9 protein-coding genes are annotated in these 15,295 nt (G+C 41.8%); 7 read left to right on the top strand and 2 right to left on the bottom strand.

Annotated features, from left to right (window positions below; all coding sequences use genetic code 11):
- Nucleotides 1-32: 32 nt before the first annotated feature.
- Nucleotides 33-1,475: a hypothetical protein gene (locus tag FCR06_RS21165; protein ID WP_138503232.1), complete on the bottom strand. Its 1,443-nt coding sequence runs from the start codon at nt 1,473-1,475 to the stop codon at nt 33-35.
- A 570-nt stretch (nt 1,476-2,045) separates the two neighbouring features.
- Here FCR06_RS21165 and FCR06_RS21160 point away from each other — a divergent pair.
- Genes FCR06_RS21160 through FCR06_RS34855 form a run of 3 tightly spaced genes read left to right on the top strand, consistent with a single transcriptional unit; the run spans nt 2,046 to nt 3,026 of the window.
- On the top strand, nt 2,046-2,387 hold the full coding sequence (locus FCR06_RS21160) for an ArsR/SmtB family transcription factor (RefSeq protein ID WP_138503230.1): 342 nt from the start codon (nt 2,046-2,048) through the stop codon (nt 2,385-2,387).
- Nucleotides 2,380-2,877, top strand: coding sequence for an SRPBCC domain-containing protein (locus FCR06_RS21155; protein WP_138503228.1), 498 nt, complete (start codon nt 2,380-2,382; stop codon nt 2,875-2,877). Before FCR06_RS21160 ends, FCR06_RS21155 begins: the two co-directional genes overlap by 8 nt.
- A gap of 23 nt (nt 2,878-2,900) precedes the next feature.
- A complete protein-coding gene (locus FCR06_RS34855; RefSeq protein ID WP_411268014.1) occupies nt 2,901-3,026 on the top strand; it encodes a hypothetical protein in 126 nt (41 codons plus the stop codon).
- 17 nt (nt 3,027-3,043) lie between these two features.
- Here FCR06_RS34855 and FCR06_RS21145 read toward each other — a convergent pair whose 3' ends face one another.
- Nucleotides 3,044-5,191, bottom strand: a complete 2,148-nt coding sequence (locus FCR06_RS21145) for an amylo-alpha-1,6-glucosidase (RefSeq protein ID WP_138503226.1) — start codon at nt 5,189-5,191, stop codon at nt 3,044-3,046.
- A gap of 130 nt (nt 5,192-5,321) precedes the next feature.
- Here FCR06_RS21145 and FCR06_RS21140 point away from each other — a divergent pair, with 130 nt between their 5' ends.
- From FCR06_RS21140 to FCR06_RS21125, 4 genes are all read left to right on the top strand, one after another.
- The gene (locus FCR06_RS21140) at nt 5,322-5,933 is read left to right on the top strand and encodes a peroxiredoxin (protein ID WP_138503224.1); all 612 of its coding nucleotides are present in this window, start codon (nt 5,322-5,324) and stop codon (nt 5,931-5,933) included.
- Nucleotides 5,934-6,130: 197 nt separating this feature from the next.
- Nucleotides 6,131-6,670 (top strand): peroxiredoxin family protein, encoded by a 540-nt coding sequence (locus FCR06_RS21135; protein ID WP_138503222.1) that lies wholly within the window; start codon nt 6,131-6,133, stop codon nt 6,668-6,670.
- Nucleotides 6,671-7,260: 590 nt separating this feature from the next.
- Nucleotides 7,261-9,789: a mannose-1-phosphate guanyltransferase gene (locus tag FCR06_RS21130; protein ID WP_138503220.1), complete on the top strand. Its 2,529-nt coding sequence runs from the start codon at nt 7,261-7,263 to the stop codon at nt 9,787-9,789.
- A 648-nt stretch (nt 9,790-10,437) separates the two neighbouring features.
- Nucleotides 10,438-15,288, top strand: a complete 4,851-nt coding sequence (locus tag FCR06_RS21125) for an RHS repeat-associated core domain-containing protein (protein WP_138503218.1) — start codon at nt 10,438-10,440, stop codon at nt 15,286-15,288.
- Nucleotides 15,289-15,295: the final 7 nt, after the last annotated feature.

Here is a 15,295-nt window from a genome sequence, read left to right as displayed (position 1 = left end):
ATTCATAGTATTTATTTTATACAACTGAAATCTTAATTATAAGAGCCTATAATCATCAAAGTCCAAATAATTATTCCAACCATTATCCAACCAATCATCCCTCCTGAAAAGAAACTAAGCTCATTATAATGAGAATAAGTTTTTTTCGCATAATAATTAAGAGAGTCATGAATATGTATGCTGGGATAAAATCCCAATAGTACTGGTATTAACCCTGCTATCCCAGAGATCTTTCCTGTTAGTACATTCATAGACACTGTTATAAATAAAATATTAAATGGCTTCATTTTTGTGGAATAGCCTTTTTCTTTTGCTATCGCAAAAATACGTTTTGTCAATGAATATGTAGTTATTGTTGGAAAAGCTGCACATAAAACAGTGTTAATATTTAATTTTTGTAATTTTTTAATAAATAACCAATGCTTGTAGAACCAATAAAAAATATATATTCCACTTGTAATACTACAAAGAAAAGCATATCTCCCTAAAGATTGAATTATTAAAGTATTTGATATCTCAGAGTTTTGTTCAACTTCGTAATTAATAGATGAGTTTGCTAGAGGAATTTCTAATGTTTGTTTACTGTTATTAAATATGTTTATAAATATTGTGACTGAAGAAATTATTAAACCTATACCAAAACCATATGCTAAACTATTTCCAGGGAAGCTTGTTATTAGTAGTATGCCCATTATAGTTAGCGCAAGTACCTCTAATATAGGTAGTAGTATACGAGATGATTGATCAGTATTTTTTGATGAGTCAATTGCTTGTCTATAAGTGCTAATTGTAGGATTTTTACTTATATTGTGACTTGATTGGGGGGATACTAGTGAAGAATCAGAATTTATCTTAATTAATTTGGTCTCTATCTCTGAAAGTGTTGAATAAAGATGGGCTAAAGCCATATTTTCATATGCCTTAGATTTTTCTATAGGACTGAGTTCCACTACAGTAAACATATCGAAATTCTTTCCAAACATATTATCTATTCTATCAATAGATAAGCCAATGCTTGAATCTTGAAGAATATTTAAAATACTATTAACCCATTCTGTTACCCCGTTAAAATACATTGCCCCGTCTTGATCTACTTTAATATTTATGGGAGATTTTGATGCTTCTGTAGCAAAGCTAATTAATCCTTTAATATCATTTGTCTCAGAATCCAATATTGTAGGAAAATTTATTGGTATAACCCAACTATCATTATTGTCTATTCGTGCTAAGTCTTTAGGAACCCAATACCACTGTATAGAATCTTCATCAAGAAGAGCATTAATATAGGAATTATATTTTTTACTATAATAAATAAGTGAAATCCTATTTCGATATATAAAATTATGAGAAAACTCATAACCTTCATTACTAATAATTATTAAATCTCTAATAAAGTTTTTAATATTATAAGCTCTCATTTTATAAGAAGGATTGATTGCTTTTTTTGTATTTTGAATTAGAAGTAGATTTAACATATTAATGATTTATTAGTTTATTTAGCAGATTAATTTACTTTATTGGTAATAACATAATGCATGTTAAGTTAATAACACTTAATTTAAGTGTTATTTATTGGTTACAAACTGTATAAAGTTTAGTCAGTGAAAGCTCTAGTGTCAAGTAATACTATTAGTAAAATAAGATTATATATTGACTATTACTTGACTATCAAATAATATGAGTGAAACTGAGGCTCTTGATATAGTTGGCTTCATATAGGGACTCATAAGCCTGGGGTCGTTGGTTCAAATCCGACCTGAGCCACTCTATAAATTATTAAAACTACGCTACTAGAAAAATTTCAGCTTTAAGTAATTAATGGGGCGATCGCCTTTGATGTCTGCAAGGTGATTGCGATCGCCCCAGCACATACGCTATCTATCAAAATCCTGCCTCGCTATTTCACTCTAAAGATTCAAGATTAAGGTTAATTCATCGAACAGGACAAGAGGACATTCTCCCCTTGTCCTGTTTGTAATTAGAGCTTGACATTCTTGAATAGTACATTTAACCTATTAATTAATTAACCATTAGGTTAAATAAAAATGTCTAGCGATCAATTGAGCCTCACCTTTGCTGCCCTTGGCGATCCTACACGGCGTGCGATCCTGGCTCACCTCGCCAAGGGTGAGGCATCGGTCACTGAGCTAGCCAAGCCCTTTGAGATGAGCCTTCCAGCAATCTCCAAGCACCTCAAGGTGTTAGAGCGTGCCGGACTGATCGTGCAAAGTCGTAAGGCTCAATGGCGACCTTGCCAAATCAAAGCACAGCCGCTCAAAGACGCGGCAGATTGGATCGAGCAATATCGTCAATTCTGGGAAGAGAATCTTGATCGGCTCGATGATTACCTGCACGTATTACAAACCCAGGAGGAACAAGATGAGTAATAAAAATGATTACGTTGATGCTCAATCCCAACGTGAGATTGTCATCACCCGCATCTTCAGGGCGCCGCGTCAACTCGTGTTTCAGGCGTGGACTGATCCGAAACATATAGCGCAGTGGTGGGGACCAAAAGGCTTTACGACTCGGGTGAGCGAGCTGGATCTGCGTCCGGGTGGTAAATGGCGCTACGTGATGATTGCTCCAGACGGCACGGAGTACCCGGCCAAAGGCGTTTTTCGCGAAATCGTGCCCCTTGAAAGGATTGTTACCAGTGATGAATTTGATGAAGGTTTTGAAAAGGTGGTGAACGCCGAACTACCAAAGGGAATAGTGATGACGGCGATTTTCGAGGATTTGGACGGCAATACCAAACTCACACTCAGGATTGTGCATGAGTCTTTTGAGGATCGGCAAAAGCACGAAAAAATGGGAGTCATCGGCGGCTGGAACTCCAGCTTTGACTGCCTTGATGAGTTCTTGACTGAAGCTTGAGTTTCCCTTGGAATATTAGCGTCATGTCGATATTTCATCTAGATAATCAACTTTCAAAATTAGAAAATATGGCTACTAAAATTTTCGTGAATCTGCCAGTCAAAGACCTGAATCGGTCTGTGGAGTTTTTCACCAAACTCGGCTATTGAAAATGCGCCACTCGGCACTATTTAAGATGGCGGATGACTTCAGCAACTGACCAAGCTTGAGCGATCGCTCCTCTAGGTGTATGAGGTGGATCGCCATCAAAAATCTCAGAAATAGAACCAATACAAGCGGCAGATAAAAAGTGATCTAGCAGTGGTTGCCAATCAAAAGGCAGTGGTTGTTGTGGATAAAAACGTTGCCAAGCCCGAATATACGGGCCAATTAGCCAAGGCCAAACACTACCTTGGTGATAAGCGCGATCGCGTTGCTCTTGGTTACCCTCATATTTCCCTTTGTATTCTGGATCTCCTGGATCGAGACTGCGAAGACCATAGGGAGTAAGCAAGCTCCCAGTTGCCAAATCTAGTATCTGACACCCTTGCTGTCGAGAAAACCCACAATGTTGCAGCGATAGCGCCAAAACAGCGTTGGGACGAATTTGAAAATTTCGGCGATCGTCCGGCTCAATAGTATCGTAGAGATAACCTAGCTGAGGATTCCAAAACTTTTGCAAGGAATTTTTCACCCGTTGTGCTTGCTGAGCATAACGTTGTGCTTGTTTACTTAGACGCACTGGCTCACCTAACTCCAGTTGGCTCAGGCGTTTTGCCCACTGACTTAGCCAACATAAAGCAGAATACCACAGCCCATTGATTTCCACTGGTTTACCATAACGAGGAGTAACAGGGTGTGCCCCAATTACCACATCCATCCAAGTAAGGGCTACACCACGAGCATCCCAACCAATTAGTCCATCAGTAGCATCAGCTTGGATGTTATAGCGTGTACCACCAACAAAGGCTTTATGAATTTGCTGCACTGTCGGGAACTGCTCTGCCAAAAACTCCCAGTCTTGTGTAGCTTGTAAATAAAGTCCTAAAGTCTCAATCCACCAAAGGGGCGCATCAATACTGTTATAAAATGGTTCGTTATCAACATCAAAAAAGGCATTAGGAATCAAACCGTGGCGACAGTAGTGCCCAAAGGCTCGTAATAGTTCTTTTGCTAAATCGAAGCGCTGGGGAACTAGCATCAATCCGGGCAGGGCAATTAATGTATCCCGTGCCCAGTCAGAAAACCAGTGATAACCAGCAATCACTGTAGGGCCTGCTATTGAAGCTCGATAGACGATAAACTGATCGCTGGCTTTAAGTAGTTGTTGCCAGAGTAGGGAGTGGGGAGTGGACACCGAGAAAGAAGCAGAGAAGCAAGGTGCAGGGGACACAAGTGATTCCTCTTTTTGGCTTGCTGCTCTTTGCTCCCCCGCTTCTTCGCTAGTCCCTAGTCTCCAGTTTCTAATCCCTCCCGCGCTCCATCCAAAAATCTCAGAGAGCCTTTTTTGTTCTGCTTCCACTGCTTGTGCAAAGGTTTCCGAGGTGAGAACGCCTAGCAGGGGGTTGGGAAAACCTACTCGTGCTTCTAAAGTTACTGCATCTCCTGGTTGGAGTGTAACTATTAAGTAACCAGGACTGTAGAGGTCTTCTTGATCGCCTAATCCCCGTTTTGTCTCTTCAGAGAAGCGATAATTCCAATACCAAACTGCATCTGGTTGGTAATTTCCTTGTGTCCAGCGCAGATGCCAAGGTATACCAAAATGCCCAAATTTTCTTGCTTGCAGACAGACTTGCTGTTGTTCAAGCAATTGTGAGAACTGTAATTCTGAGTTAGCAGTCTGCTGATGGTGAAAGTCACGTTCTGCTATCAGCAGTCGTAGCCGTAAAATCGCTCGTTCACTTCCCTCATAGCGATAGTGGATTAAAATCCGATGAGAGAATGGGGATTGGGAAGAATTCTTTCCTGTTTCCAGTTCCTCGTTCCTAGTCCCTTCCCAACCATAGGGCATCACCAATTGTCTAGTTAACTGCCAATTATCTCGACCCCAAATCCATTTTGGAACTGGGTTAATATCAAAAGAGCGCAGCAGTTCGTAGCCCGTCTGTTCAATGTGACCATTACCCCAAATATTTGTCCCCAGTCCCACAACACCCCCTAATACTTCCAAGCTAGCTTCTAGGTGCGATAACAACAAAGTACGTTCCGAAGGGGGGTTTATAGCGGCAAACAGCCAACCGTGATAAGTGCGTGTACGGGTATCAGAAATCGTACCACTGGCAAAACTTCCTAGACCATTGGTAAGCAACCATTCTCTTGTATCTAAATCTGGCATTTGCTACTCAAAATCGTTATGAGTATGATATAGTTGTAACAGATCGTAATAAAACTGTGAGAGCGTAGATGGGTGAGTTTTACCTGACCCAAATTCCACGCTACTAAATCGATAAAGGAGAATTAAGTTAATGTCCCTGACTTATGGAACAGAAGGATGCCTCCGCGTTGGTCAACAAGCTCCCGATTTCACGGCAACAGCTGTGATAGATCAGGAATTTAAGACAATCAAACTTTCTGATTATCGCGGAAAGTATGTCATCCTGTTTTTTTACCCCCTAGACTTTACGTTTGTTTGTCCGACTGAAATTACAGCATTTAGCGATCGCTACGAAGAATTCAAGAAAGTTAATACGGAAATCCTTGGTGCTTCCGTTGATAGTGAATTCTCTCACCTCGCTTGGATTCAAACCGATCGTAAGTCTGGTGGCGTTGGCGACCTGAATTACCCTTTAGTCTCTGACATCAAGAAAGAGATTAGCGCTGCTTACAACGTCCTCGACCCAGCAGCAGGCATTGCCTTGCGTGGTCTGTTCATCATAGACAAAGATGGTATCATACAGCACGCCACAATTAACAACTTAGCTTTTGGTCGCAGCGTTGATGAAACCCTGCGGACATTGCAAGCAATTCAGTATGTTCAATCTCACCCCGACGAAGTGTGCCCAGCTGGTTGGCAACCTGGCGACAAGACAATGAATCCCGATCCAGTGAAGTCCAAAGTCTACTTCTCTGCTGTTTAGATTAGGTTTTCTGAAATTCAATTCGACTTGCTGAAATTAGTTCGGCAATCTAATGAAATAACCACAGATAAACAAAGAATCTATCTGTGGTTTTCTGCTCGAAGGGGAGCAGTGAAGCAGAAAACAAGTAGTACCACTGTTTTCCTTGCGCCCTTTGCCTCTTTCAATGCCCAATCGTTTTGAATAATCTCAAAAATATGCTGACTTCAACTGATTTTAGTGGGTTATTAAATGAGCGATTTTTTCGCAACTTTCTCCCAATTCCAGCTAGAAACGAACTCCGGCTAGGAGTGGCAACACCAGATTTTCAACTGCCAGATATTACCAACGGAACTTTAGTAAAATTGTCTGATTATAAAGGTAAGCAACCTGTGTTACTTGCCTTTACTCGCATCTTTACTGAAAAGCAATATTGCCCTTTTTGTTTTCCTCACATCAAAGCTTTGAAAGAAAATTACGAACAATTTAAAAATCGGGGAATAGAAGTTTTGATGATTACTAGTACTGATGAACGACAGAGTCAAATAGTCGTTAAAGATTTAGGCTTGCAAATGCCTTTACTTAGCGACCCTAGTTGTCGAGTATTTCAATCATATGATGTAGGACAAGCTCTGGGAGCGCCTTTACCAGCACAGTTTGTACTAGACAAAGAAGGTAAGCTTCGATATTGGCATTTATTTTCCTTCTGGGATCGCAATGCTAGTGTCGAAACATTGTTAAAACAATTTATTGATTAGTAAAAGAGATTAGGTAATCTAAATAATTCGTAATTTGTCATTAGTAGTAACCTACAACTTAAGTCGTAGGCTTGAAATAACAACGCCTTAGCGCCCAGTAGCTCGCCTGGGCGCTTTGTATCTAGCAATATGCATCTGTTGACAAATATATATTTTAAGTGAGCTTATTTCCACAACTGAAGTTATTTTAATTACGAATTACGTAGCTTGCTTCTCGCTGGAGGCGAGTATTACGAATTACGAATTGTTTTGTAGCAAGTCTAGGTGTAGCGTCTAGTTCGCTCAAAGCCACAGAAGCCAGATGCTTGCAGACTAAGCTTATGCTCAGACTTCTGGTTTGTGTCTGTGTGTGTTTGTCTGAGCCTCAATCATCCCTTCATTCAGCAATACCGATTAATTATTCTCTTGCACACATTTTTTGATTTTCTCTAGCTAAAAGAAGTGTGTAATGAGTAAATATACTTTGTGATCCGCAGATGCATCTTGTGGAAGTTCCTCAAATATGGATATCCATAGCAGACTATAGAAAGAAGAAAATATATCTGACACGTTTTCAAGCAGCAAAGGCTTTTTGTAGTTAAGGAGGATTTATGCGTGCAGTACTTATGGCAGGCGGTTCGGGAACGCGGCTTCGTCCGTTAACTTGCGATCTGCCAAAACCGATGGTGCCTATCCTCAATCGACCAATTGCCGAACATATTATCAATCTGCTCAAAAGACATCAAATTACAGAAGTTATTGCGACATTGCATTATCTACCTGATGTTTTGCGAGATTATTTTCAAGATGGCAGCGATTTTGGCGTCCAGATGACCTATGCTGTGGAAGAAGACCAACCTCTAGGTACAGCTGGTTGTGTAAAAAACATTGCCGAACTTCTTGATGAAACTTTTTTAGTGATTAGCGGCGATAGCATAACAGATTTTGACCTGACGGCAGCGATCGCATTTCACAAACAAAAAAAGTCAAAAGCGACTTTGATTTTGACCAGAGTTCCCAATCCAATTGAATTTGGGGTGGTAATTACCGATGAAGAACAACAAATTCGGCGATTTTTAGAAAAACCCTCTACTAGTGAAATTTTTTCTGATACCGTCAACACTGGCACTTATATTCTCGAACCAGAAGTTTTGGAATATCTACCGATAAACACTGAATCTGACTTTTCCAAAGATTTATTTCCTTTACTTTTAACAAAAGATCAGCCAATGTATGGTTACATTGCTGAAGGATACTGGTGCGATGTTGGTCACTTAGATGCTTATCGGGAAGCTCAGTATGACGCATTAGACCAGAAAGTGCAATTAGATTACGCCTACAAAGAAGTTTCTCATGGATTGTGGGTAGGTCAAAATACTTATATTGACCAAACGGCTGTCATTGAAACCCCAGCGGTGATTGGTGACAATTGCCGCATCGGCGCAAGAGTCCAGATTGAGGCAGGAACCGTAATTGGGGATAATGTTACTATTGGTGCTGATGCTAATCTCAAACGTCCCATCGTTTGGAATGGAGCAATCATTGGTGAGGAAGCACAGCTTTCCGCCTGTGTGATTTCTCGTGGCACTCGTGTAGATCGCCGCGCCCAAGTATTAGAAGCTGCTGTTGTAGGTTCGCTTTCCACGGTAGGAGAAGAAGCTCAAATTAGTACTGCTGTGCGTGTTTGGCCGAATAAAAAGATTGAGTCAGGTGCCGTTTTAAACATTAACTTGATTTGGGGAAATATTGCCCAACGAAATTTATTTGGGCAACGTGGTGTCCAAGGATTAGCTAATATTGATATCACCCCAGAATTCGCAGTGAAATTGGGAGCTGCTTACGGTTCTACCTTGAAACCTGGTTCTAAGGTAACGGTTTCCCGCGACCAGCGTAATATTTCTCGAATGGTGACGCGATCGCTGATTGCTGGTTTGATGTCAGTAGGTATTGATATTCAAAACCTTGATGCGACGGCTATCCCCATCGCCCGCACGGTTATACCACTCATGGGAGTAGCAGGTGGTATCCATGTGCGCGTACACCCCGATCGCCCTGACTACATTTTGATTGAATTCATGGATGCTAAGGGGATTAATATCACCAAAGCGTTGGAAAAGAAAATCGAAGGGGCTTATTTTAAGGAGGATATGCGGCGGGCACAAATTCATGAAATTGGCGATGTGTCTTACCCCAGCCAAGTCATTGACCGCTACTGCACTGCTTTTGAAAAACTTTTGCACGTTCATACACTCCGCAACAGTCGCGCAAAAGTGGTAATTGATTATGTTTATGCCGTATCTGGGGCAGTTCTACCCCAAATGTTAGATAAATTTGGCGCTGATGCAGTGGTGCTGAATGCCAGTGTTAATAAAACGGCGATGTCGGTAACTGACCGCGAAGGACTGCTGACTCAGTTAGGTCATGTAGTGGAAGCGCTGAAAGCTAACTTTGGCGTACAAGTATCGGCAAATGGGGAACAACTGATTTTAGTTGATGAATCAGGCTATGCAATTCGCGGGGAAATGCTAACGGCACTGATGGTAGACATGATTTTAACTGCTAATCCCAGAGGAACAGTAGTAGTACCAGTTCATGCTTCCAGCGCTATCGAACAAGTCGCCCGTCGCCATGATGGCAGAGTAATTCGCACCAAAGCCAACCCTACAGCTTTGATGGAAGCTTGCCAGAAAAATCCCAATGTGGTGCTAGGAGGTAGTGGAGAAACTGGTTTTATTTTTCCGCAACTGCATCCGGGATTTGATTCCATGTTCTGCATTGCGAAGATAATTGAGATGTTAACTATACAGGAGCGATCGCTTGCCACTGCCCGGTCAGAATTGCCCCGTGTAATTCACAAAACTTATACAGTACGCTGCCCGTGGACGGCTAAGGGTGCTTTAATGCGCTACTTGGTGGAAACTCACCCAGCCCAAAATCTAGAACTAATCGACGGCGTGAAAATTTGCCAACCCTACGATGACAGTTGGCTATTAGTTTTACCAGATGCCAGCGAACCACTGGTACATTTGTATGCGAATAGCAACGATCGCGATTGGGTAGATGAGACTATGAGAAACTACCGCACCCGTGTCCAGGCTTTTGTAGAAAGACAACAAGAATATCAACCCGCCGAAGTGTAATTAGTCGATTGTCCAAGTTGCTAGTTATCAAATACACCTCTAATTAAACTTGAGTTTAATGGATTTAAATTGACCATTCTCCAAACCTCTTCTTGAAACGAGAAGAGGTTTAAAAATCTAATTTTTTCATTACTCTTTTATCTTTTTATCGGAAAGGTTCGTCTAATAACTGACGTTAATTAAGTACCAAACTTTAAGTTTTTATATATTATTGGTATCGAAGATTGTAATTTTTGTATTATCTTGATACTATTCAATGGCACTAACTAGGCTTACTTTTTAGGTTATATCTAAAAACTAACGCTAAATTATCCTCTAGTTCCTTTTCCACCTCTCCCTAACTTTTCTTAAAAGGAGAAGGAAACGGAAAAGCTTCTGTTACCTGGAAAAGTCAAAATTAAAAACCTCTCCCCTAAAAACGAGAGGTTTTCCAGATGACGTGAGTAAGGCTAACTAGCAATTCACATTAATTTGTAATTCGTAATTGAACTCTTTAATTACGAATTATAGAGCGCTTTTTTCAGGCTGTACATTATGCAATTTGAATACCATCAATGAATTTTGGATTTATTTGACAGTTTCCGCTAGTAGATTGTCATAAAAGATACGCTTTTGTAACCTAAATTTACCAACTTACCTACACCTCCCATGCCAGCAACTACCAAATACGTCTCACCCGGAATTATTGATGTTACCGATGCTAACGGCAAAACTTCTAGACTTCAATTTACAAGCACAGGGCAAATAAATAATATTAAAGACCCCTTAAACCGAGTTACTAGCTTTACTTACGACACTAACGACAACCTAGCTCAAATTACAGCTCCAGGTAACACAATTTACAAATACTCCTACGACACTCAAGGACGCTTACTCAGTCAAACTGACCCCTTAAATCAAACAGTCAGCTTTACCTACGGTGCCAACTCCGATTCTCTCACCAGCGTTACAGACCAACAGGGACAAAAACTCCAATATAGCTACAACACCTATGGTGAGCTAAGTAGCATTACTTATGCAGATGGCAAGTCAGAAACCTTTAGCTATGACCTATCAGGCAACCTCGCCCAAGCCAAAGAACGCAGCGGCGATATTTTTAAATATACTTACGATGCACAGGGACGAGTTACCCGCAAAACTTTTGATGACAACACGTATGAGCAATACACTTACGACACCAAAGGCAACTTAACTTCAGTTCGAGATGTTCAGGGCGGGATTTCGACCTTAGTATATGATGTCAACAATCGCCTGACGAAAATTACTTATCCGAATAGTCGTTTTCTGGAGTTGACCTACGACGCTGAAGGTCGGCGAACTCAAATGAAAGACCAAAGCGGGTTTACGACAAACTATAGTTATGACTCAGATGGTCGTTTGGCAAAATTAACCAATGCCGCAGGTGCAACGATTATTTCCTACACTTATGATGCTGTAGGTCGTCTGTCGCGGGAAACTAACGGCAATGGGACTTACACAACCTACAGCTACGATGATGCAGGGCAAGTCACGAATATTACAAACTATACGCCCACGAATACTATTAACTCTTCGTTCCAGTACAGCTATGACAATTTAGGGCGGCAAACGGGGGCAGTAACGCGAGATGGTACTTGGGCATATACCTATGACACCACAGGACAGTTGACCCGTGCGCGATTTACTTCTACAAATCCCAGCATTACCAACCAGGATTTACAGTATGTCTACGATGCTGCGGGTAATCGGATTCGCACAATTGTTAATGGAGTTACAACCAATTACACGGCAAATAACTTAAATCAATACACCACTGTTGGCAGTGGGATTTATACCTATGATGCTGATGGAAATTTAACTAAGGTTGTTGATGGAAGTAATACCTGGAATTACACATATAACGATGAGAATAAACTGATTGGGGGAACGACACCAACAGGAACGTTTATTTATGAATATGATGCGTTTGGAAATCGGAAGGCGGCGGTTTTCAACGGTCAGAGGACGGAGTATTTAATTGACCCGTTTGGGTTTGGTGATGTTGTTGGTGAATATAGCAGTGGTGCTGCGACCAATTATGTTCATGGAATTGGTTTGGTAGGTCGCTTTGCTGGGACTAATGCGGCCTACTATGATTCGGATTTTGTGGGTTCAACAGTTGGGTTGACGAACGCAGCAGGTAGTTATGTTAACCGTTATGCTTATCGTCCGTTTGGAGAGAATTTGCTGACAACGGAGGGAGTTGCTAATCCTTTTGAGTTTGTTGGGCAATGGGGGGTGATGGATGAAGCGAATGGACTCGATTTCATGCGGGCTAGGTTCTATGACAATAAGTTAGGCCGGTTCACCGCACTTGATCCCATTGGATTACAAGCAGGCGACACTAACTTTTATCGATATGTTAGCAATAGTCCTCTAAATGCCATTGATCCAACAGGGAAATGGGCATGGGTTTGGCCAGTTGTACGGAGGATAGGTACCACTATAGGTGAAGGTGTAGCTGGAAATGCAGTATGGGAAGGTCTAAAAAAATTGTGGGAACCTGAACCTAGTTCTGACCAAACAACCAAACCCCAACCCCCAGCAAGACCAGACCTTGATGATGACAATGATGGAATTCCCGACAAAGATGATAGAGACGATGACAATGACGGCATTCCTGACGCAAATGATACCGACGATGACAATGACGGCATTCCTGACGCAAATGATACCGACGATGACAATGATGGCATTCCTGACGCAAATGATACCGACGATGACAATGATGGCATTCCTGACGCTACGCCACCAATACCACCTGAACTACCAAATAAAGTTATTTCACCATTAGTTCTGGATTTAGACGGCGATGGTATTGAACTCATCTCTCTCCAAAACTCATTTACCTTCTTTGACCTAGATGCTGACGGCTTTGCAGAACAAACAGGTTGGGTAAAATCAGACGATGGACTTTTGGCGCTTGATAAAAATGGCGACAAACGCATCAACGATATTACCGAACTATTTGGTAACGCCACCACCGATGGATTTATCATCCTCAAAGAACTCGATAGCAACAACGATAATGTCATCAACTCCCAAGACACTCAATTTGCCAAACTGCTAATTTGGCGAGACAGAAACCAAGATGGTTTTAGTGATGTTGGCGAATTACGCAGCTTAACAGATTGGGGCATTAAAAGTATCAACCTCAACTACCAAAGTGTAGAGCAAACAAATCAAGGCAACCGCGTGAGCAGTATCAGCAGCTACACTCGCACTGATAACGCGACCAGGGAAATTGTTGACGTTTGGTTTGCCCTCAGCCAATTAAACACAATTTATGACGAAGAATATGAATTAAAAGCCGAAACTCTATTCCTCCCATCACTCCGAGGCTTTGGCGAGTTACCAAATTTATACATCGCTCTGAGCAAAGACCCAACTCTGTTGGGTATGATGCGAAATCTTGTTACTTTAAGTACCGAAAACTTCCAGCAATTTCACAGCCAGTTTATTTCCCAAGTGGAAGCACTGCTTTACCGTTGGGCTGGTGTAGAAAATGTTGCCACAAATAGCCGAGGCTCAAATGTTGACGCTCGCAAGCTCACTTTCCTAGAGAAATATGTTGGTGAAGACTTCATTCAAGATGGTTGGGGGGCAAATCCTGGACCACAAGCGGGAAATATTATTAATGGAATTTGGAATGACCTTTTCGGCGAACTTGTGGGACGTTTGCTTGTTCAAGGGCAAATGCGTAATTTATTCCCCAACTCCACTTTTAATCACAATAGCGACACCTTAGAAACTAGTACCAGCCTCGATACAATTTTGAGTGGGCTGATAACCAATGCACCCACTAGCACCAATGAAGCGATTTTATATTGGAACTTTGCAGTTGCCGCTTTAGATGCTTTTGAGGGTCGATTTAATCTATCTTCAGAAGATTTTGATGCTCGCATTAGTCAAGTTTTAGCAAATGCTGGATTTTCAGGATTCCTCAACACCCTCCGCCAAGCTGATTTTCTCCAAGCATTCACTAATGTTATTTTTGGTACATCTGGTAACGACACACTCAACGGTAGCACGGGTAACGACCAAATTAACGGCGCTGTCGGTAATGACGTAATTTCAGGTGGAGCCGGAAATGATATTTTGGATGGTGCTCTGGGTAATGACACTATCAACGGTGGTGATGGCAATGATACTATCAAAGCTGGACTTGGAACAGACAGAGTAGATGGAGGCAACGGTCAAGATACCCTAGAACTCGATTTATCTGGGCAAACAGCAAATCTAAACATCACCAACCCGCTTAACGGTGGTAGCTTACCGGGTATTGCCTCTGCAACAAACTTTGAATTTCTCAAACTTACAACAGGTAGCGGCAATGATACTATCACCCAAGCCACCGTCATCAATGGAAACGTTTTCCGCAGCGATGATGTGTTTAATGGTGGCGCAGGAAATGATGTTATTAATCCAGGGTTGGGCGTTAACGATCGCGTAAACGGAGGGTCTGGTGTTGACACCCTCATTCTCAACTACTCTATTAATGATGTTGGCAATAAAATGCAGTTTACCGTTGCGGATACTAACGCTAACGGTTTTTCCGGTAGTGCTGGACGAACTGCTACCACTGGTGGCTGGCTTGATTCAATTAGTTTCACTGGCATAGATCGCTTTAACATCACAGCTACCCGCAATGCAGACACTATTGATATTGGTGCTATTAATAGCACGGTTAATGCTGGCGATGGTAATGATACCGTCACCTTCAGAACTATCGGTTTTACAGCTGATGGTGGTGCAGGTACAGACAAGCTGGTGCTAAATCTTTCATTTCAAACTACAGGTGTTAATGTCACTGTTACCCCATCTGGGATTACAACACCTAGCGTAACAACAACTATTAGCAATTTTGAGTCCATTTCACTTAGCAATACTGGCAGCGGTGATGATGTAGTTAATATGACCGCCACCATTGGAGAAGGTAATTCCTACAATTACGGCAGTAACGTCAGCTTAGGTGCAGGAAACGACTCGATTATTGGTGGTAGTGGAAGAGATGCCTTTTTCGGCGAAGCAGGTAATGACACCCTCGATGGTGGTGCAGACAGAGACCGCTTGGAAGGTGGCGATGGAAATGACATTCTACGCGGTGGTGTTGGAGATGATAATGATAGTAGCTTGACCGTTAAAAGCTATGGTGGATTATTTGGAGGTGCAGGTAACGACACCCTTGATGGCGGTGATGGTAATGATTACCTCGACCCCGGTACAGGTGTTGACTCTGTAATTGGTGGTCTGGGCAACGATGTTCTCAACCTGGACTTGTCAACACAAACAACTGCTGTTACCGTCACCTACACTAATACTACTAATGGAACAGTTTCTGGTGGAAGTAGCTTTCGAGAAATTGAACAAGTCTACTTGAAAACTGGTAGCGGCAATGATGTGATTAACCTCAGCGCCACCGTTGGAGAAGGTAATTCCTACAATTACGGCAGTAACGTCAGCCACCGTTGGAGAAGGTAATTCCTAC

It is taken from the genome of Nostoc sp. PA-18-2419 (genome assembly GCF_005869855.1).
GTDB lineage: Bacteria > Cyanobacteriota > Cyanobacteriia > Cyanobacteriales > Nostocaceae > Nostoc.
Note: the sequence above shows the minus strand (reverse complement) of the source record. Positions and strands in the feature narration are given on the sequence as shown.